This window comes from Methylicorpusculum oleiharenae, from assembly GCF_009828925.2.
GTDB lineage: Bacteria > Pseudomonadota > Gammaproteobacteria > Methylococcales > Methylomonadaceae > Methylicorpusculum > Methylicorpusculum oleiharenae.
Genome location: NZ_WUTY02000001.1, coordinates 3,843,814 through 3,865,187 on the forward strand (window position 1 = coordinate 3,843,814; position 21,374 = coordinate 3,865,187).

Annotated in this window: 16 protein-coding genes; 6 read left to right on the forward strand and 10 right to left on the reverse strand. The window is 45.9% G+C overall.

The window, feature by feature from the left end:
• Positions 1 to 3: 3 nt before the first annotated feature.
• The 6 genes from GO003_RS17360 to GO003_RS17385 form a co-directional block, all read right to left on the reverse strand.
• Complete coding sequence (locus tag GO003_RS17360) at positions 4 to 453, reverse strand: ATP synthase subunit C (RefSeq protein WP_159654503.1); 450 nt, start codon at positions 451 to 453, stop codon at positions 4 to 6.
• On the reverse strand, positions 453 to 2,246 hold the full coding sequence (locus GO003_RS17365; RefSeq protein WP_159654505.1) for a V-type ATP synthase subunit I: 1,794 nt from the start codon (positions 2,244 to 2,246) through the stop codon (positions 453 to 455). The genes GO003_RS17360 and GO003_RS17365 overlap by 1 nt, the downstream gene beginning before the upstream one ends.
• Positions 2,246 to 2,848 (reverse strand): V-type ATP synthase subunit D, encoded by a 603-nt coding sequence (locus GO003_RS17370; RefSeq protein ID WP_159654507.1) that lies wholly within the window; start codon positions 2,846 to 2,848, stop codon positions 2,246 to 2,248. Before GO003_RS17370 ends, GO003_RS17365 begins: the two co-directional genes overlap by 1 nt.
• Complete coding sequence (locus GO003_RS17375; RefSeq protein ID WP_159654509.1) at positions 2,826 to 4,190, reverse strand: V-type ATP synthase subunit B; 1,365 nt, start codon at positions 4,188 to 4,190, stop codon at positions 2,826 to 2,828. The genes GO003_RS17370 and GO003_RS17375 overlap by 23 nt, the downstream gene beginning before the upstream one ends.
• Positions 4,191 to 4,313: 123 nt before the next feature.
• The gene (locus GO003_RS17380; protein ID WP_159654511.1) at positions 4,314 to 5,447 is read right to left on the reverse strand and encodes a sensor domain-containing diguanylate cyclase; all 1,134 of its coding nucleotides are present in this window, start codon (positions 5,445 to 5,447) and stop codon (positions 4,314 to 4,316) included.
• A gap of 376 nt (positions 5,448 to 5,823) precedes the next feature.
• Positions 5,824 to 8,469 (reverse strand): PAS domain S-box protein, encoded by a 2,646-nt coding sequence (locus GO003_RS17385; RefSeq protein ID WP_159654513.1) that lies wholly within the window; start codon positions 8,467 to 8,469, stop codon positions 5,824 to 5,826.
• Between the two features lie 327 nt (positions 8,470 to 8,796).
• On the opposite strand from GO003_RS17385, the gene GO003_RS17390 reads away from it, so the two are divergent.
• The gene (locus GO003_RS17390; RefSeq protein WP_159654515.1) at positions 8,797 to 8,967 is read left to right on the forward strand and encodes a hypothetical protein; all 171 of its coding nucleotides are present in this window, start codon (positions 8,797 to 8,799) and stop codon (positions 8,965 to 8,967) included.
• Between the two features lie 279 nt (positions 8,968 to 9,246).
• Here the strand turns inward: GO003_RS17390 and GO003_RS17395 are convergent, their stop codons facing one another.
• From GO003_RS17395 to soxC, 3 genes are all read right to left on the reverse strand, one after another.
• Complete coding sequence (locus GO003_RS17395) at positions 9,247 to 10,053, reverse strand: response regulator (protein WP_159654517.1); 807 nt, start codon at positions 10,051 to 10,053, stop codon at positions 9,247 to 9,249.
• Between the two features lie 125 nt (positions 10,054 to 10,178).
• The gene (locus GO003_RS17400) at positions 10,179 to 10,706 is read right to left on the reverse strand and encodes a c-type cytochrome (protein ID WP_231089049.1); all 528 of its coding nucleotides are present in this window, start codon (positions 10,704 to 10,706) and stop codon (positions 10,179 to 10,181) included.
• Positions 10,693 to 11,946 (reverse strand): sulfite dehydrogenase, encoded by a 1,254-nt coding sequence (soxC, locus tag GO003_RS17405; protein ID WP_159654519.1) that lies wholly within the window; start codon positions 11,944 to 11,946, stop codon positions 10,693 to 10,695. Before soxC ends, GO003_RS17400 begins: the two co-directional genes overlap by 14 nt.
• A gap of 461 nt (positions 11,947 to 12,407) precedes the next feature.
• Here soxC and GO003_RS17410 point away from each other — a divergent pair, with 461 nt between their 5' ends.
• From GO003_RS17410 to GO003_RS17430, 5 genes are all read left to right on the forward strand, one after another.
• Positions 12,408 to 12,713 (forward strand): hypothetical protein, encoded by a 306-nt coding sequence (locus GO003_RS17410; RefSeq protein WP_159654521.1) that lies wholly within the window; start codon positions 12,408 to 12,410, stop codon positions 12,711 to 12,713.
• 67 nt (positions 12,714 to 12,780) lie between these two features.
• Positions 12,781 to 14,475, forward strand: coding sequence for an autotransporter assembly complex protein TamA (locus GO003_RS17415; RefSeq protein ID WP_231089050.1), 1,695 nt, complete (start codon positions 12,781 to 12,783; stop codon positions 14,473 to 14,475).
• The gene (locus tag GO003_RS17420) at positions 14,472 to 18,200 is read left to right on the forward strand and encodes a translocation/assembly module TamB domain-containing protein (protein WP_159654525.1); all 3,729 of its coding nucleotides are present in this window, start codon (positions 14,472 to 14,474) and stop codon (positions 18,198 to 18,200) included. The genes GO003_RS17415 and GO003_RS17420 overlap by 4 nt, the downstream gene beginning before the upstream one ends.
• 197 nt (positions 18,201 to 18,397) lie before the next feature.
• The gene (locus GO003_RS17425; RefSeq protein ID WP_159654527.1) at positions 18,398 to 18,664 is read left to right on the forward strand and encodes a hypothetical protein; all 267 of its coding nucleotides are present in this window, start codon (positions 18,398 to 18,400) and stop codon (positions 18,662 to 18,664) included.
• 47 nt (positions 18,665 to 18,711) lie between these two features.
• Positions 18,712 to 20,112: an MBL fold metallo-hydrolase RNA specificity domain-containing protein gene (locus tag GO003_RS17430; protein ID WP_159654529.1), complete on the forward strand. Its 1,401-nt coding sequence runs from the start codon at positions 18,712 to 18,714 to the stop codon at positions 20,110 to 20,112.
• Between the two features lie 40 nt (positions 20,113 to 20,152).
• Here the strand turns inward: GO003_RS17430 and rimK are convergent, their stop codons facing one another.
• Positions 20,153 to 21,058, reverse strand: a complete 906-nt coding sequence (gene rimK, locus GO003_RS17435) for a 30S ribosomal protein S6--L-glutamate ligase (RefSeq protein ID WP_159654531.1) — start codon at positions 21,056 to 21,058, stop codon at positions 20,153 to 20,155.
• Positions 21,059 to 21,374: the final 316 nt, after the last annotated feature.

Here is a 21,374-nt window from a genome sequence, read left to right on the forward strand (position 1 = left end):
CCCTTACGATTGAACAATACCGCCGCTGATAACCAACGCAAATATAAATGCAAAAACAGCAAAACCCTCAACAATTGCTGCGGGCGCTATGGATAAACCAAAAATTTCCGGCTTGGCTTTTGATGCATGGATAGCCGAAGCGCAACACTGACCTTGATAAATGGCGCTGTACATCAGCGCCAATCCTGCCAAAACGCCGATCGCAAAAATACCGGGCGCAACATCGGCAGTTATAGGTCTATTAAGGGTAAACATCACCACTATTCCGTAAATAACCTGTGAAGAAGGCATGGCGGATACGCCTATATAGCGCCCGTAACCGCTTTCAGTGTCCAGCATTGCGCCGATAGCGGCTTGTCCTGCTACCGCACAACCGATAATGCTGCCAATTGCCCCCAAAGCCATGGGTGCATACAAACCAATCCAACCGAGAATTACCATCAGTTCAGCCATTAGCGGCCTCCCTTTTTGGCAAACGCTTTGAAAGGATAACCTTCATCAGATACACTCCAATTATAAAATTCAATAAAATTCAGACGTAAACCATGAACCACGCCACTCATAAGGCATAACACCAAATTTAATCCATGCCCAAATAAAAGGATAATTATGCTGAATAACAAACCCAATCCAGGCATGGCATGGTAGACCTGAACTGCCAATTGGTTAAATGTCAAGGCGAGTGATGCACTGGCTAAACCGAGTGCAAATAAACGCATATAGCTCAGTACATCGCCGAATAACTGAGTGATTCTTACTGTATTTTTTAGGCCGTCCAGCAAGCGTCCGCCGAAATTTTTCCAGGAATCAAAAGGTCTTTCACTGCTGAATAATATCAACATGGCAAACCCCGCCCCCATAACCCCATAACAGGTATCGATCAATAATTGATTGTCGTAACGTGACAAAAACCACCAGCCAAAGCCCCCACAAACTATCAATACCCATCCCACTGAACCAAAAGCCGATGACGACTGTTTGTGTTGATACGCCAGAATCAAATTAGCCACACTGATATGAATGACGCCAACGCCCATAGACAAAGCCATCATTTGATCAAAATCATTGATATCGAATACTTTAATTCTCCCCAAAAAACTCTCGGGAGGGGGGCTGAATCCCATATAGCCGCCTGTTAAAATACCCCAGAATAAAGCCACGCCAATCGTAGTTGCAGCCAAAAAGCGCAAGCGTTTTTTCTTTTCTGTTTGTCCCAATGCTTTCCACTTTAATAACAGGATCAAACCAAATACTGCTGCATAACCCGCATCGGACAGAATCATGGCAAAAAAGAGTGTAAATGATATGAATACGGCTACCGAAGGGTCCCAGCCTTGATAAGCAGGAGTCTGATAAAAATTGACAACCTCCTCTCCACCTGCGAGTTCGGCCGGGTTGTCCAATAGCGTTGGCGGTTTATCAACAGAAGTGGGTTCTTCAATCAAAATGGCCAGTTGCCGTTGATCGGCAAAAGCTTTTAATCGGTCCAAATCTTTTTCAGGGAGCCAACCCTGTATCGCAAAAACGCCGCTTTCATATAAAGTCATTCTTTCTGCTAGCGCCAGTTCACTGTTATCTGTCGCTTCATTCAAATGCAATATCATCACGGCAATCCAGCGAGTCAATGACTCACGCTCAGCTTGCATGTCTTCCAAAGCAAGTGTGACTTCAGTCAACTGATGTCGTAGCTGCAACAAAGAAATACTGCCGGTATGGGTTCTTGCAACCGGCATCGCTGAATTTTGCGGTTCAGTTTCGGCAACCACCACAACATAGGCGAATTGATTATCTTGATAAACGCACTGCCAAATCAGATTTTCAGCGATATCAGACATCAATCTTTTTGGCACAATGTAAAACCAAAGCTTGAGACCGGCAACTTCTTCCTGACCAGGCAACTGAAAATCACCCCACGGTTCAATTTCCTCGATTCGCTTTTTAAGCGCATCCTGCTGATCGGAGAGCGATCGAATGCTTGACTTGACGCTGAGTACTTCCTGAGTAATGGCATCCAAATCGAACTGATCCGATGAGTGCATCTGATGCCGTTTGTTGGGGCACTGATTCAGGTATTTAAGTGCTTCGATAACCTGTTCGGCTTGATAACATTCGGTGCTTTCTGACGACAACGGAGTATGCATTGGAATCAGATGCAGAACTCCAATACGTTGCAAATCAATGAGCACTTGCGTTTTTGCATCCCTTAAACCACACAAGGTCACTTTTTTTAATTTGACAATGGCCATTAAAGATCTCTGAGCTGTCGATTTTGCTTGGTAATTTTAGCTCTCACCACTCCTGCGCGTTCAGTATCCGATAAAAATATACGTATTTTTCGTATATTTTGACTGGCCTTGGGAATCAAAACCTTATCGAAAAGATTAACTTTTTGCGTCAATCTTTTAACTGCTTGTTCCATGATTTCCATACGCTTACGTTGCACAGTCAACGTCACCTTAAGTTTTAGAATGGCCGCCAACTCCTTGACCAGTCGATCTACCCAATGCGGATATGAATAATTCGAATAGGGGCGGGTCAGCACTACCACTTCAGTAATAACCGGGAGTTGAATGCCGACGATATTTTCTTCACCCACGGTGACTTTGGTTATTTTAACCAATCCCGACAAATCCAAATCACGATTCGAAAGCATGGGAAGGTTTTCAATAACAAAGCGTTCACAGACGGCAATTTCATGTTCTGTTTCGGCCATTTCAGCAACAATTCTGTTTTTTTCAATAATCAGTTGCTGACGCTTTAAATCCAGCGAAGGCAAATATTGCCGGTAAACCGATAACTTATGGGTTTCTTTATGTAAAGAAGCCTTACTCAGTAATAGCTTGCTCATGCCGATCTTTAGGGAAATATTTGTCTATCAAGACTTGTTTCATTAACAATTCGGTTTCATCAAAACATTCGGCAAGTGTTTGCCAGCTTAAGTCCAGGGCTGCTTCCAGGGGCATCGAAACTTGGATATCCATAAACCGCTTTCGAAATAATTGGCCAAACTTAAGCAGTTTATTGTCAAACGGCGACAAATCAAAGGCCATGGCTAATTTTTGTTCTGCTTCATTGGCCGCAGAGTAAAAACGGATCATGGTGTTCATGATCTGGGCATGATCTTCCCGGGTTACTTTTCCGATAACATGTTGTTTGAGCCGTGATAGCGATCCAAACGGATCCAGCATTCCATCATGCAGATAAAACTGTCCTTCAGTGATATAACCCGTATTATCCGGAACAGGGTGGGTGACATCATTACCCGGCATGGTTGTGACGGCTAAAATGGTGACCGACCCCGCGCCTTTATAGTCACAGGCTTTTTCATAACGTCTGGCCAATTGCGAATATAAATCACCCATATAGCCACGATTGGAAGGCACGTGCTCCATTGAAATGCCAATTTCCTTCATCGCATCGGCATACGCGGTCATGTCGGTCATCAGCACCAATACCCGCTTACCCTCCTCGACCGCAAACCGCTCTGCAACCGCTAAGGCAAGATCGGGGACCATCAAGCGCTCGACGATAGGGTCTGAAGCTAAATTACAAAACATCACGGTTCTGGCAAAAACACCGGCTGTTTCGAACTGGTTTCTAAAATAATGAAAGTCATCAAAAATAAGACCTAATCCAGCGAAAACGACGATATCAGCATCCGCCTGAATACCAATCCGTGCCAGAAAGGCATTAAACGGTTCACCCGCTATTGAAAAAATAGGAATTTTTTGGCTTTCCACCAGACAATTGAACAGATCAATCATCGGCACATCGGTTCGAATCATTCTTGATGCCAAAACCCTTTTTAAAGGATTTACCGAAGCACTGACAATTGATACTTTAGGGTCAGGCTGTAAATCGGATCCGCCATCCATAGGGTTGCCAACGCCATTGAAAATGCGGCCCAATATATTTTCCGAATAAGTGACTTCAAGGCCATGCCCTAAAAACCGAACCGATGCATCGGTTGAAATGCCCCGTGTACCCGAAAAAACTTGCAGCGAGATGTTACGATCATCGATTTTTATCACTTGTGCCAGAGAGACCGTGCCGTTCGTGTCTTCAACTTTTGCCAAATCCCCAAAACGGGTTCTTATTTCAGAGTTATCATTGGTAGGACTGACTCGGACAGTAATAATATTTCCAACTATTGAGACTATGTTGCAATATTTGACCATTTGCTCAATCATGTTTTATCTCGATAGATCATATTAACAGTGATAAATATTCTAATGCTTTTGAATGGATTTACACTCTAAATCAAGTAAGGCTAATTTCTTTTTGCACTACAAGGTCGTCAAAAAATAATCCTGTCAAGCACGTTTCCAGTTTACTTCAGATGAATCAGAGACACATTCTGATACTTCAACCTTGTTACGACCATTGTTTTTAGCCTTATACAGGGCACTGTCAGCGGACTCGATAAGTTTAGCAGCAAGAACCGGCCCTGTTAATAATTTAGATTCGGAAGGAATACACGACGAAGCCCCAATAGATATAGTCAATGAAATGGCTTGACCGTCAAAGACAATGGTTAATCCCTGAATGGTGGCCCGAATACGTTCGGCTATGCTTTTAAGCGTTTTATCATCGATATGGGAAAGCAGCGCAACAAATTCCTCTCCTCCATACCTTGCCAATACATCATTATTTCTGAGCAGGTTTTTTATGGTACTCGCGACGAGTTTCAGAACATAGTCACCCGCTTGATGACCATAAGTGTCGTTGACCTGTTTAAAATGATCTATATCTAAAAAAAGGCACGAAAGTGCTTCGTTGCTTCTTTGGCAGCGGTCCAATTCCTCACTCATCCGTTGCTCTAAAAATCGCCTGTTATTTACCCGGGTCAACGTATCGATATAACTGGTGCGCCGCATGGTTTCATAATTCAGATTGTTTTCCAGACAAATACTGACTACCGAGACCATATGCTCAAGAAAATCAGTCGCCATATTGTCTATAAAGCGTTCAGACTGATAACTGCCAAAGTTTAGCGCACCCATGACAGTGCCTCGGCGGCATAGCGGGATAATGGCAACACAAACAGGCTTTTCATCGACTTTGGAAAAAAAATCGTCGCACTTTTCAGGTCGAAATTGCCCTATAAACGGCCTCATTGCTAGACTGAACGTATGGTTTAACAACTCTTTATCCTGCAGCAAAATCAAATCTTTAATATTGCTGGATTCCAAACCTTCTTCAGCCAGACTTTCTGCCAGTTCCCCGTCAGTATCAATGATGCTGAAAGTCAGTACATCAATATCAAAAAAGATTTTGCCCTCATGCAAAACCAGCAAGATCATCTCAGCCAGCGAACTGGCATTGATCAGCTGCCGTTCAAAGTCTTGTAACTTTTTAAATGACCGGCTGTTTTGGTTTACTCTTCCGAGTACGCCATCGAGGTGGCTTTCCAGTACTGATAAATTTGTAATTAAGTCTTCTTGCAAAGTGTTTTCTCAAAAGGCCTTGCTACATGTGACATAAGAGTAGCACTTAACCGGAAAAATACGACGAACCATTATGTTCCGTTTTAATTAGTTAATCGGATTTGAATATCGAAAAGCTAAAGATCGGCGAGTGAAAAAATTCATTGCATGTTAAAAGCAATCAAAAACCAACTTTGTCGAATGTTGAAATACCGTGAACCTGACAATCTGGCCGACACTGTTTCGAGAAAATCCTTAGCCGCAACCGGCCAATACCCGACCGTCGGGGTCGCCATCCAATTTCAATAGATTAGGCTAGCTGTGAGCCTGTTGACTGTCAGGTATTGGGGCAGCAGAATGACATCATCACCGGGTCACAACGGCACTTAGCTCCCTGTCAATGGGTAAAAGATTGACGAATTGCGGCCGGCGACACTGTTGTCGAGCAGACTAGCCTCTTTTCAAGCCACGTCAGCAAAGTCTGGTAAAGGACATCCGGCCTCACTGGCTTGGAAATGAAGGCATTCATGCCTGCCTCGAAACACCGCTCCTTGTCTTCTGCAAAGGCATTCGCCGTCATCGCCAGAATTGGGGTTGCTGAACAGCCCGGGAGTAGCCGGATCTGGCGGCTCGCATCCAACCCGTCCATGTGCGGCATCTGCATATCCATCAGGATCAGATCGTAGTAGCCGGCACTTGCCTTTTCGACTGCCTCCCGACCGTCGGTGGCGAGATGGACAGTGAGCCCGACATCCTCCAGCATCATACGGGAAATCTCCTGGTTGATGGGTTCGTCTTCCGCCAGCAATACAAGCTTGCCGGCATGGTTGCGCCTGATCGCCTGCCCGGCGTCCTCGCCGTCGATCTTGGGGAGGGTTTCGAAAATCTGTTCTGCCTTGGTGAAGACGGCGGTAAACCAGAAGGTGCTGCCTTGGCCCTCGATACTGTTGACGCCAACCCGACCGCCCATAAGCTCGGCAATCTTCTTGGTGATCGAAAGGCCCAGCCCGGTGCCGCCGTATTTGCGCGTGGTCGAGTTGTCGGCTTGCTCGAAGGAGTCGAACAGTTTGGGTAGAGCGTCGGGGGCAATGCCGATTCCGCTGTCTTCCACTTCGAAACGGAGCGTAACGGTTTCGTCGGTCTGGGCCTCTTCCTTAACGCGCAAGGTGATATGGCCCCGCTCGGTGAACTTGAGAGCATTGGCGGCATAGTTGAGCAGAGCTTGCTGGAGTCGGGTGGGATCGCCCAGGAGAGGGTGAGTTAGCGCGACGGATTCCATATTGATGGCGATGCCTTTGGCCTTAGCCTTTTGGGCCAGCATCGAGACGATGTTGACCAGCACGGTGTCGACTTGGACTGGAGCGAGCTCCACGGTGAATTTGCCGGCTTCGATCTTGGAAAGATCGAGAATGGCGTTGATGATTTCGAGCAGGTGGTTGCCGGCGGCTTCAATCTTGTCGAGTTTGTCGGTTTGCTGTGGTGTCAAGACCGAACGACGAAGGATGTGCGTCATGCCGGTGATGGCATTGAGTGGCGTCCGTATCTCATGGCTCATGTTCGCTAAGAAGGCGCTCTTAGTGATGTTCGCGGTTTCGGCGGCTTCCTTGGCCAGTGTCAGTTCGTGGGTGCGCTCGCCGACGAGTTTCTCAAGATTGCTGCGGTGTTGTGTCAGCTCTTCCTGGGTCGCCTTGATTTCCGTAATGTCGGTATGCGTGCCGCACATGCGCTGCGGTTTGCCTTCTGCGTCGCGCTGCATCACACTGGCTTGATCGAGAATCCAGAGTAGGCTGCCGTCCTTACGCAGCATGCGATATTCGAGTCGGTGCATGCTCGAGCGGCCTTCAAGAACGGAGTTGATCGAATCCCAGGCACGGCTGCGGTCATCCGGGTGAATGAAATCGGTCCATTGCTGAGTCGTCTGCCGGATGTCTTTATGGCTGTAACCCAGCATGGTGGCCCATCGCTCGTTGCGATAAACCGTGCCAGCCGCTATGTCCCAATCCCAGAAACCGAGTTCCGCACCTTCGAGAACGAAGCGCAGTTGCTTTTCGCTGTTTTCCAGCGCGCGTTCAGCCTTATTGCGCTGCGTGATGTCATTACCGATGCCGAGAATGCCAATGAGTTGGCCATTTTCATTGCGCATGGGAATCTTGATGGTTTGCAACAGTTCACGGTGACCGTCGGAGGCAAAAGTGATTTCCTCTTCGTTAACCGTGGGGCTGTTCCTTTCCATTGCGGCGCGATCGTTGGCCCGAAAAGAATCAGCAAGCGCCTTGTCAACGAAGTCGTGGTCGGTTTTACCGACGATCTCCCGCTCGCAGGCGCCGAAGAATTGCTCGAATCGATGATTGCAAGCCAGATAAATGCCCTTGGGATCTTTCAGCCAGATCAGGTCGGGAAGTGTGTCGATTAGCGTGCGCAACATGGACCGCTCACGCATTGCCGTTTCCTGCGCGGCTTGCAAAGCCTGCTGGTCTTCCAGTTGCCGTTCCTGATCGCGAAAGATCAGACACAGCAACATGGTGGCAGGTGGATAGAGCAACAAGAGTACCCACCAGGCTTGTTCAATGAAGGCATAGCCAACTTGATCGGGAATCTGCGTGAAGGCGGCCAACTGTGACAGTTGCACCACCAAGCCCAGGGCCAGATATTGCAGCATGGTCGGAGGTGCTTGGCGTTGTGACCACCACTGTCTTGCCAGCACGCCCAATAGCGAGGACACCACTACAATCAAGACCCCGACGGGCGCCCCGATGCCGCCCAGTTGATAACGATAAATAGCGGCCATGATCGCCGCAATCGCTGCAGTGATTGCGCCACCGACGACGCCTGCCACCGATAGAACGATCGATCGGCCATCAAAAATCAATCCTGGTACAAAAGTCACCGGGTTGAGCATGCCTAGCAGGGTCACCCCGCCAAACAGGAGACCAAGCAATACTTGCCGATTCAGCGCGTTGTTATGAAATTGCCGGAGGACAATCTGCCCGGTCGCCACCAGAGCAATCAGGAATGCGATGTTGTTGATCAGGTTGATGAGCATGCGTCGGTTTTCAACTGTGAACGTGTATCAGCTTTTTTGTGGAAAAATTTGCTAAATATTAGGATACACTGATGATACAGGTTGTGCACACTTATGCTGAAAACTCTGTATCTTTGACAGCCGGCAGCCAGTAAGAATAAATTCATGGGTTGCTGAAATCCTGTACCAAAAACGAGGCAACGGTTTAATCGACTCTTTCAGCGGACGTTGTCGATCACTTAACACACGACTGCAGACACCGGCACAAATCCAACCAATCACTAGCTTTATCATTGGAGGCCAGTTATCAAACCAACGAAACGCCTACTGGATGGTCTTGAGCCGACATTGACCCTTCATTGCTACGGTCTGGAGGCCGATTGGGTTAAGGTAATCAATGGCTGTTTTGTAGACTTCCAGTTCGCAGAATCTGCATTTGGCTTACTGACCGGTTTGGAGAAGCGTGACCGGCAGTATTGGGTCGATTTTGATCCTTCAATACTGAAAGAGCAAGTTTAGCCATAAGTCGCCCGTAACCTCATCAAATCCAATGACTACGAATGGGCCTGTTCCTGACTTCAGCTTTAACTAATAAACCAGCTTCGTGACAAAAGCATCAAAACTTCACCTTGTTCTACTGGTATCCCATATGGTAGGGTCCCGGAGGTATGCCTTTCATAGCTTTGTTCGGCGACTACTTTTCTGGGTTTTTCCAGTCAAGTTTAGTCAGATCATGTTGCCCTTTAACAAAGCGAAACGTTTTTTATGATCTGAAAGGAGTGTTATTTTACGTATAAACTAATGCTGCTCCAGCAGCCTAAACAACATTTCCCTTATGTTCATCGGCTCAAAAGGCTTGTCACAAATGGCTGAAACACCAGCCTGCAGAACCCTGCTCAACCTTTTTTCGTTGGCCTCACTGGTTACCATCAGAATGGGCACAAAACGATTATCCAGGGTATCTCGGATTGATTTAATCAACGCTTCTCCATCCATTTCCGGCATATTGTAATCAGTCACGATCAGATCGAAAGATTCATTATTATCCGAAAATATCTGCAATGCTTCCTTGCCATTTCTTGCTGTCGATACATGGCTAATGCCCATGTTGTTTAAAATTCGCGTGATGTGTTTAAGCGACATGATGCTGTCATCGACAACCAGCACGCGAATACTCTCTATGTCGTATGAATCGAGATGTATTTCTTCAGGTTCGACCAGTTCTATGGTCGCTCGTAAAGCCCGCTTTAAATCCGAATGACTGAAGGGTTTTGGCAAAATAGCAACTACCCCGGATTGCCTGATAGGTTCCAGTGCCGCTAAATTGGTTTCGCTGGAAATGAGCATGCAGACTGTGTTCTCAAATTGAGGCGAACTTTTTATCGATGAAAAAAGCTCGGTTGCCGTCATGTCCGGAAGATACATGCTGCTGATAATCAAATCGGGTTGATAATTTTCAAGCAGTGCCATTGCTTGTTCACCGGATGAGACGCCTTGAATATTAACGACCCCCTCCTCATGAAGATAATTAAGTATGATTTTCAGCTGGGTTACCGAGGGCTCAATCAGAACAATCGACAAGTCAGATATTGAGAGATAAGTCATAAAGGATACTTGATCAATGAATTAATGAAATCGCAACTAAAAGCTTCTGATACGGTGTAATTGAAATTGGCAGGCCACTTTCTTCAAACTGTTGTGATCATCTGTTTCTTTAATAACGTGTGAATTTATTCTTGCCCGTCAAATACGTTAATAAAGCCGTCATGATTGGGCATGGTAATCCGCGGAAGGGTTTTCGCACTTATTTCATCCTCACTTTTGATGATGTGGTTAATGTATAGAAGATATGCGGTCACGGCATATAACTGATCATTAGTTAAAGAACCAGGCGCCGATAAAGGCATGGAACGCCTTATAAAATCAAACAAAGTCGTGGCATAAGGCCAGTAAGTTCCGATGGTTTTATCGGGTGGATTATCAGTTAATCCGTGCAATGCACCGGCTAATTCTTCAGCGCTGCCCCCTTCCCCTTTGAGTCCATGACAGGTTTGACAATGCTGACTGTAAATCGCCTCTCCCTGTCTTGCGTTGCCTAACCCTTCAGGTAACCCCTCGCCATCAGGAAATACGTCATAGTTCCCTTGTTTGAGAAAATCACCCGGGGCTTTTTGTCCCAGATCAGGGCTGCTTTCAGCACTGCCTGCCAGAGACCAGCAAACACTAAAAAAGAATAGCAGAGTTTTACGCATAGACATGACTGACACTCCCATCATCGGCAATCGCCCAACTGACAATGGCATGATAGTGAAAATAGCCATGCTTTCCTTTTGCCTGGATAAGTTCATGCCGCTCAGGCTGCTGATTACCTTGGTCATCAATTGCACGGCTTTTTAAAACGGCCTTTTTTCCCTCCCACTGCCAAGGTATGCGAAAACGGGTGAAACAGCGAGACAAAACCGGTTCCTGCAATTGCGCTTCCGCCCAGCTTTTCCCTCCATCAGCCGATACTTCGACCTTAACGATTTTGCCATGTCCACTCCAGGCCAGACCGATAATCTCATACAAGCCTGGTTTAGTAAGTTGCTGGCCGTAGGACGGACGGGTAATCAAGGACTTAACACCCATTACAAAACTGAATTGCTCTGCCTTGCCGTTGGGCAGTAATTCGGTATATTTTGCCGTTTCATTTCTTGCCATGACCGGTCTGTTAGTCAAACGTAACCGACGCAACCATTTGACATTCAACACACCTTCCCAGCCCGGCACCAATAAACGAACCGGATAACCATTCTCCGGCCTGATTCGCTCACCGTTTTGATAAAAAGCCAACAGGCAATCATCCAGCAGTTTTTCCAACGGCAAACTGATACTCATCATAGAGGCATCGGCGCCTTCGGCTATTACCCATTTTGCTCGGCCTTTGATACCGGCTTCGTCGAACAGTATTTTGACAGGAACGCCGGTCCATTCGCTGCATGAGGCCATGCCATGAAAATACCCTGCTTCGGTTTGCATGGGTTCAGTATGCCAACCGGCATTACTGTTACCACCACATTCAATAAAACAATACCGGCTGGTCATTGGATAACGTAATAAATCCTCTATTTTGAAAACCAACGCCCGATTCACCAGACCATGAATTAATAAACGATGATTATCGGGATCAATATCCGGAACGCCGTTATGGTGACGCTCAAAATGTAAACCATTAGGCGTTATCATCCCTTCCAAAGCATGCAGCGGCGTCCATGAAACCCCGTTGCCCGGAGCTGCGGCATTACCCATTGTCCAGCGTATGACTTTGTTTTCGTGATTGGACGGGTTGCCGTAATTTGATAAAGCCCGCCCTGGCGCTGTCATGGCATCGCTGCGCACTGCTTCGGCCATAGCAGAGGGAGCTAACCATGCAATACTGGTAAAAGTGAGTCCTTTTTTAAGAAAAAAACGTCTATCCAATAATCCACCTTCGGCAATGGGTTTCAATTCATCATGCATAGGCTTGGCATCCTCTCAAATTTGTTGAGTTATTAGCGGTGAGGCGGCTAATGGCGCTTCTCATCTAATAAAGAGTGTAAACGTTATGCTCGCTAGATTCGATAGCTGTAGTGATTGATTGCCTAAAGCGGCTCTTCTCGATTACGGGAAAAATCACACTATCCTTAAACATCAATTACCTATAAAACAAATTTAAGTTTTAACTTAACAAGTGTTATTGGTAACATAAATTAATAATCACTCTTGGATGTTTTCTGTTGTGTTGACACAAAACCAGTCAGATGGATTTTTTCTGACAAACGCTCGCGATTAACCGACTCACTAAACTTGAGTGCTTTAACCTCCCTTTTTATCAAGGACATACCATGCCAGCAAAAGCAGTTTTCAAATTGATCGGACTTTTATTCATCCTAAGTGTTTTAGCCGGTTGCCCGGCTAATAAACCAACCCAAGGAGATTTGATGATGAACCAAGGCCCTCATCTCATCGATGTGGGAACAAAATGGAATGAGGGCAATAAGTTGGTCCAATTTGGCAACGATATGATTGCCCAAGGCCGTGATAATGTAAACGAAGGCAACAAACTGATCAGTAAAGGCAATATTCAAATCACTGAGGGCAACAAATTAATCGAGCAAGGGAAAAAACTGATCAGCGAAAGTGAAAATGATTACCGCCAACGCGTCAATTCAGTTCCGCCCCCCCAACCGGCAGTAACCCCTGTTCAGCCTGCCGATTCAACAGAAGTATTTCCTCTAGAAGATTAAGCCTGTGGCTTATTAACCTCTTTTGATGCAGAGAAAAGCGCTACTCACCCTATTCCTGTTATTTTTAATGATTCAAGCGGGTAAGGCTGAGGATAGTCTTCCCGAGATAAAAGTCATTGGACTTAAGGGTAGCCAATACAGGAACGTTAACGCTTTTTTGAGATTGGCAAAGGAAAGTTGTTCGACGCCTAAATGGCGGATTAATACTTTGTTCAAACAAGCGGATGACGATATTCGTAATGCTTTAAAAGCATTAGGTTATTACCAGCCGGCCATTACTAAAACGCTAGCATTCACCTCCGATTGCTGGGTCGCTGAATTTACGATTGATCGAGGCTTACCGGTTAAACTCGCTTCAGTCGATGTCCAAGTAACCGGTTCCGCTGAAACCGATCCCGCCTTTCAAAGCTTATTGTCAAAAAATCCGTTGGAAACAGGTAAAACTGTCCATCATGGCCGTTATGAAAATTTAAAAAGTAGTTTGCAATCTTTGGCGTTGGAGCGTGGTTATTTAAACTACCGTTTTGATAAAAGCCGCTTGCTGATTGATCTTGAAAAACACCAGGCTGCTGTGGAAATCAGCTTTGATTCCGGTCCTCGATTCTATTTTGGGGACATCAAGATTGAACAGGATTTTTTAAGTCCGGACTTGGTCGACCGCTTTGTTAACCTGGAAGAAGATGAATTCTATTCCAGTAAAAAACTGGCACAAATTCATAACAGCTTCTCCAGCAACGAGTATTTCAGCAGCATAGAAATACAGCCGTTAATTGATCAAGCGACCGACGATTTCAGAGTGCCTGTTGTCATCCAGTTACATCCCAGAAAAAAACATACCTATGAGGTAGGCCTGGGTTATGACACTAACTACGGTCCCTTGTTCAGTGCCGGATACGTCAATCGCCGTATCAACCTGCGCGGTCATTCTGTTTCTGCCGCCATGGATATCTCGCCGGTTTTATCAACCGTGGAAGCCCGTTACAGCATCCCTTTGCAGAATCCCACTACCGACAGTTTCAATCTGGGACTGGGCTACAAACACGAAGAACCGGACACCTTTAATTCGGACCTTTTCAAGCTGTCTGCACAGCGCTTGAAATTTCATCAAAACAGATGGAAAAGCATTCTGTCACTGGATTTAATCTATGAGGATTATGTCTCTGCTGATACCGCAAACAGCTCATTTTTGCTGGTACCTGGGGGTCGCGTCCAATATACCGAATCCAATGCGGAAGTCAGACCGACTGAAGGCTACCACCTCAATCTGGGCATTTCGGGAGCCCATGAGGCTCTGCTTTCCGATGTCAGTTTTGTTCAGGCAAGCGGACTGTTTAAATGGCTGACGGCCATGCCTTGGGAAGGGCGTCTCATAACCCGCGCAGAATTAGGCGGCACACTGGTCAGCGACTTTAGCCGATTACCTGCTTCATTTCGCTATTTTGCCGGGGGCGCTCAGACCATAAGAGGTTATGAATATAAGGAATTAGGGCCTAAAAATAAGGACAACGAGGTCATCGGCGGCCCGATGTTAGGGGTTTTGAGTATTGAGTACGAAAAATTTATTGGCGACAAATGGGGCGTCGCGGCCTTCATAGATAGCGGCAATGCCTTCGATACCAATGACTTTAGTTTGAACACCGGGGTCGGTTTCGGCGTTCGCTGGATTTCGCCGGTGGGTCCGGTTCGAATTGATTTTGCAGTCCCCCTTGATGAATCCGGATCATCCTTTCAGATCCATTTTGCGGCAGGGTCAGTCCTATGAAGCGTTTAGCCAGGGGATTACTGTACGCTATATTGCTCTGTTTATTGGTGCTTGTTGGAGCGGTGTTCACTTTGATTGGAACTGAACCGGGCACCCGCTGGCTGTTGAAAAACAGCGTGTTGACGTCGAACTTTAATGTGGCAGTCGATAAAGTCAACGGGACCTTGCTGGGAAAACTCGAATTAACAGGCATAGCGTATCAATCGGGAAATGATGCTATACACATCGACAGTCTTCAATTTGACTGGCAACCGATTGAGCTATTGACGGGCAAGCTTCATATTGAATCAATCAAAGCAAAAACCCTTGCCATTTCAGGTTTCGAGAGCGAGTCAGAAACACAAGAAGATGAAGCGTTTAAAATTCCGATCATACCCATAGAAATCAAGCTGGAACAGTTTCTGGTTGAACAATTGACTTATAAAACAGCGGATGCCGAGACCCTGATCAATCGTCTGGAAACAGGCGTTTCGTTAGTGAACCAGCAAATCACTGTTGCTTATCTGAAAGTTACTACACCTCTACTGGAAACCGGTGGTCAAGGGGTGATTGAGCTGGCCGAGCATTTCCCGTTACAAACTGAATTGAACTGGCGAATAAATCTGGAGGAATCGCCACCGATTAACGGCGGAATCCGAATCGATGGCAACCTTAATTCATTAAGGATGTCAGGCGATGTCAGCGGGCCTTTATCGTTAAAACATAATGCTCAGATCGACTTGTCCGGAGCAAGCCCGTCTTTTGATATCGCCTTGGTATGGCAGAAACTTCAATGGCCATTGACGGAATCAACACCTTCGATTCAATCCGGCGAGGGTCGGTTGAACATCAAGGGAACCAGCCAAGCTTATACTATTGAGCTTAAATCGCCCCTACAGATTGAAAAATCCCTTATTACTATTGATCTTAAAGGCTTTGGCGGCATCGATGCGCTTACTTTGGAAAGCTTGCGTATAAAACCCGAAAAAGGAGAAGCCGAATTCACCGGTGATATCAATTGGGGACAATCTGAACCGGCGTTCCAACTAAAAGGCCACTGGAAGTCGCTTCAATGGCCGTTATCAGGCCCGCCCCAATTGCAGATCATATCCGGCCAAACTTCTTTTAGCGGCACATCCAATGCCTATCAAATCAGCCTGAACACTCAGGTAAAAAACGAGCAGTTGCCATCTTTTAAACTGCTATTGAACGGCACCGGCAACGCAGAATCGCTGGATATTGCCGAGCTTTCCCTGGCGCCAAAATCCGGATCATTAACTATAAAGGGTCATTTGTCCTGGGCTGATCATTTCAGTTATGCGCTGGATCTATTAGCCAAAGCCATCAATCCGGCGGAATTTATTGCAGATGTTCCGGGCTCTCTTAATTTGGATGCAGCTACTTCAGGCACGCTAACCGACGGGAAGTTGAGTGGCGACTTCACGCTAAACAAGCTGAGCGGCACATTGCACAAAAACCCAATAGAAGGTGCAGGAAAATTAGCCTTCAAAGATGATCAACTGACGATTGAAAAATTGCATTTACAATCAGGCAGAAACAAACTGGAAGCCGATGGCTTGTTAACACAAGCCAAAATGCAGCTTGAGGCCACTCTTAATGCACCGGTGCTTGCTTCACTCTGGCCGGGACTGGGCGGCAGTTTAATAGGAAAGATCGATTTGACCGGAAATTACCAGATGCCGCAAATCAAGCTGGATCTGTCTGGAATGGACTTAAAATATGAGAACGATTACTCATTGAAAACGATCAGCTTGAAACTGGACTATCCCGGAATTGCTCAAAAACCGTTAACGCTTGATTTACTGGCGAATGATTTGCTGTTGAACGGCCAACAGATCCAAAGGCTAGGCTTGAAAGGCAGCGGCCCATTAAATCAGCATCATTTTAATCTCGAGGTGGCTTCGAATGTGTCTAATGTCACGGCCAGCCTCAATGGCTCCTGGGCTAACGAAAGGTGGACAGGTTCCATTACGCAATTAGATCTGCATCACCCCAAGATGGATGTCTGGCGGCTTGATCAAACCGTTAATTTGAGCTTGAGCCAGTTTGGGAAAGGCGGTTTTCTGCGGATGAGTGAAGGCTGTTTAACCCGATCAGAAGCTGCCTTGTGTTTCCAGGTGGAGGGGGATTTGAAAAAAGACCTAATGGCGCAGGCACGTATTGAAAAACTGGATCTCAGCATCTTGAAGCTTTGGTTGCCGGAAGAACTGGTAACGCAAGGCTTGCTCAATGCAAAACTTAACTCGACAATTAAAGGCGATAATATAAACGCCAACCTGAACGCGGAAATACAAGGTGCGGGCGTTAAATTGTATTTGCCGGACAAACCGCCCATCGATTTCAGGTTAACATCCACAACGCTAACAGCGACTTATCAGCAAAAGCAAGTCAATGCCGACCTTGTCATGCTGCTGGAAGGCCAGGATTTTATCAAGGCTCAAATTTCAGGACCAGATCACGCCCTTGACGGGCACATTGAGGCTGTCATTCGGGATTTAACGTTATTAGATGTTTTAGTTCCGGAAATAGAAAAGGTAAAAGGACAATTCAATGCCGATGTCACTTTTTCAGGCCCAACAGCCCACCCCTCTATTCAAGGCCTGATTCGTTTAACCGATGCCGGAATGGATATTCCCGCAGCCGGTATCCAAATCAAAAATATCCAGCTGGCTTTGACACCGGACGATGCAGAACAAGGCCGGTTAAAAATAGCCGGGCAAATGGAATCAGGATCGGGCAACTTATTGATATCCGGCTTCATGTCACCTTATGCTGATCAGGGGTTCCCTGCAGACATTCAGATCGGCGGCAATAATTTTCAAATTTCCCGTGTACCTGAAGCGGCAATATCGGTATCACCCCGGCTTAATATCACACATGAAAATAATCGGGTTGAAATAACAGGTGACGTAACCATAGACGAAGCCATCCTTAAAATTAACGAATTGCCGGAACATGCCGTGCAACCCAGCGAGGATGAAGTTATTCTGGGACAAATCGAAATTGCCGCAGTCCAGCCCAGTCCTATCAACTTAAAAACCGATATTTCATTGTTGCTGGGTGACAAAATAACATTTGATGGTTTTGGCTTGTCAACTCAACTCAGCGGCCGTTTGCGCTACACCGGCCTGTCTAATCAGCAACGTATGCAAGGCCGGGTCGCTATGAATGAGGGTAGGTATAAAGCCTATGGACAGGACTTGACGGTCAGCAAAGGCGAATTTTTGTTCAACGGACCGCTGGATAATCCCTGGTTGAATATCGAAGCCACCCGCAAAGCGACCAGCGAAGACATTACCGCGATTCTCAAAGTCACCGGCCCCTTAAAGTCTCCACAAACAAAAGTCAGCAGTCAGCCCGCCTTGCCGGAATCAGAAGCGTTGGCATATCTTATTACCGGACGATCTCTGGAATCAGCGGGTGGAAGTCAGTCTGAGGCCTTGGCAAAAGCAGCATTAAGCTATGGTACCGGACAGCTGTCCTGGCTCAATGCCAAACTGGGCATTGATGAGCTGGAGTTTGAGGAAAAGGAACGGCTGGAAGATTCAGCAGTGCGCTTAGGAAAATTCATCAGTCCTGATTTTTATATTGGTTTATCGCTGGGTTTCTTTTCCAATAACTATGCGGTGTTGCTGACAAAGAAATTAAGCAAACATTTCAGTTTGCAGACAAGAGCGGGTGAAACTCAAAGAATTGATCTTAAATATCATATAGATACTGAATAAAGACAAATAAGTACAATTAAAAGACTACCGGCCGGTTGAAATGTAATTTGCCTAGTCAGGGTAGACAGGACTATCATCGAAGAATGGAACCCCAACTTATAGACCAATTTGTTAAACTTTCATTTTAGCTTCAAAAATCTTGGGTGATTAAAACAGCCTAAGACCTTTTATTATTAAAACAACATGAGGATATATCAATGGATTTGTTGAAAGAGTTAGAACAAATTTCAGAAAAAGTCAAAACTCAACGCGATGAAATCATGGTACAAATGCACTTGGCCGGACTTGATGCAAAATCTGAGTGGGACAAAGCTGAAGAAAAATGGCATGAACTGAAAATTAAAGCAGAGGAAATCAAGGATGAAACCAAAGAAACGACAGAGGAACTGGTTTCCAAAACCAAAGTAATTGCTGACGAACTCAACACGGCCTATCACCGAATCTTAGAGCGCCTCAAAAATTGATTCAGCCATAATTCTTAGCCGCTGTATTAGACAAAAGAGGCCAATCAATGACTTACCTGACATTTTGGGGTGGCACAGAGCAGGTAACAGGATCTTGTTACCTGCTTGAAACAGGCCATCACCGTATCTTACTGGATTGTGGTTTATTTCAGGGAAGTAAGGAAACAGAACGGCTCAACGCCGAAGACTTTCCCTTTGATCCAGCAACAATTGATGCTGTCGTTTTGTCCCATGCGCATCTTGATCACTCCGGACGCTTACCCAAGCTGGTTAAAGAAGGATTTCGAGGTAATCTGTTCCTGACGGAAGGCAGCTATCAGTTACTGGAACTGCTGCTGAAAGATGCTGCGTTTCTGGAGCTGAGAGATACCGAATGGGAAAATAAAAAGCGCGAGAGAGCTGGAAAAAAGCTGTTAGATCCTCTGTTTACGCTCGAAGATGTTGAAGCTTTGCTGACATTGAGAAAACCTTTTCCTTATAAAACGGCAATTGAGGTATTACCCGGCATAAAACTGCAGTTTTTAGATGCCGGACATATTTTAGGTTCATCAATCGTAAAGCTTGAACTACAGGAAGGCGATAAAAACAAAACACTGGTTTTCTCGGGGGATCTCGGCAATTCCGCCTCCCCCGTTTTACCTGATCCGGAAACGGTCAAACACGCTGATCTGCTATTGCTGGAATCCACCTATGGAGACAGAGATCATAAAGCGTTAGACCCTACTCTGGACGAACTGAGAGTGATACTTAAGTTAGCCGCCAATAGCGGTGGCAATGTCATTATTCCTTCGTTTGCTGTCGGCCGTACTCAGGATTTGCTGTACTGGTTGGGCAAACTTTACCGCGAAGGTTCATTGCCTCAACAGCAGGTTTTTCTTGACAGCCCTATGGCCATCAATGCCAGTGAAATTTATTTTGATTATAAGCACCTTTTTAACGAGGATGATCCTGAATTTAATCGAATAGCACAAAAAGGCTGGCAAGCCTGGCTCCCCTGCCTATCCTATTCGGAAACGGCAGAAGACTCGATGGCGATCAACCGGATTGTTGGCGGCGCTGTTATTATTGCTGGCAGCGGAATGTGCACGGGTGGGCGTATTCGTCACCACTTGAAGTACAACTTGTGGCGGCGTAATGCACACATCGTTTTCGTCGGTTTTCAAGCTCAAGGTACCTTGGGCAGGCGCTTGATTGACGGCCAGAAAGATTTAAAAATACTGGGCAGCAAAATCCATGTAGAAGCCACAATCCATACGTTGGGCGGTCTTAGCGCTCACGCCGATCAAAGCCAATTGCTCGCCTGGGCTAATCACTTTGAAGGAACCAAGCCCCGGTTGTTTTTGGTTCACGGAGAAACAAGCGCTTCTCATTCCTTACAGACCTGTTTTAACCGATTGGGTTGGCCTGCCAACTTACCCAAAATCGGTCAAAAAATCGAGATATCCTGATAAGATCCGGCTATAGGGGGTCATACCATGATAGCCGGATTTATCCTTTTCCTTTGGTGCGGGTCGATTTGTTGACTGAATCTTTTTCAATAAAGTCAATAATCATACCCGCTATATCTTTTTCAGTTGACGTTTCAATACCTTGCAAGCCCGGTGATGAGTTGACTTCCATGATGACCGGGCCATGGTTGGAGCGCAGCAAATCCACACCGGCAACATTTAATCCCAGGGTTCTTGCCGCACGAACGGCAATGGAGCGTTCCTCAGGCGATATTCTGATTAAAGAGGAAGTTCCGCCCCTGTGCAAATTGGATCTAAATTCGCCTTCTTTACCTTGTCTTTTCATGGCCGCAACGACCTTGTCACCGATAACAAAGCAACGTATATCGGCACCGGCAGCTTCTTTGATGAATTCCTGGACTAAAATATTGGCCTTTAATCCCATAAATGCCTCGATAACACTTTCAGCCGCTTTTTGAGTTTCTGCCATTACGACGCCAATACCTTGCGTACCCTCCAATAGTTTTATAACCAAGGGCGCTCCGCCAACCATTTTGATTAAATCTTCTACATCATCGGGTTTATGAGCAAAACCTGTGACGGGCAAACCGATACCTTTTCGTGATAACAACTGCAATGAACGCAACTTATCTCTTGAGCGAGATATGGCTACCGATTCGTTTAGTGTGTAAGTACCCATCATTTCAAACTGCCTCAGCACGGCAGTTCCGTAAAAAGTAATCGAAGCTCCGATTCTAGGTATGACGGCATCAAATCCACTCAATATGGTGCCTTTGTAGTGGATGCCGGGTCTGTTGGACGTGATTTCCATGTAACAACGTAAAGCATCAATGACATGAATTTCATGCCCTCTGGCCTGAGCGGCTTCAATCAGTCTTCGCGTGGAGTATAGTTTTGAATTTCTTGAAAGTAATGCAATTTTCATTTGTTACTAAAGGTCCTGGCCATCAATCACAACCACAAAATAATTATTAAAAAGTAGGAACTAAAAAAGGAAGTTCGTAAGGACGCGACGCAAATACTTACGGCTTACATTTCGAATTAGGCAACACTCAGAAGAGATCGTGAAACCATAGTTCAATCAGTTGAAGCATTAAGCAAAAAAAGAGTGAATCGACTTTTGGCGCGTATTATAGATTAAATTGTCTTTAACTATCGTTAATCTTATTGAGTAATGGAGTCATGAAAAAGCTAAGATAAAATCCACCGGATTGAGTCAAATATCCAGGCATTACCTGTCT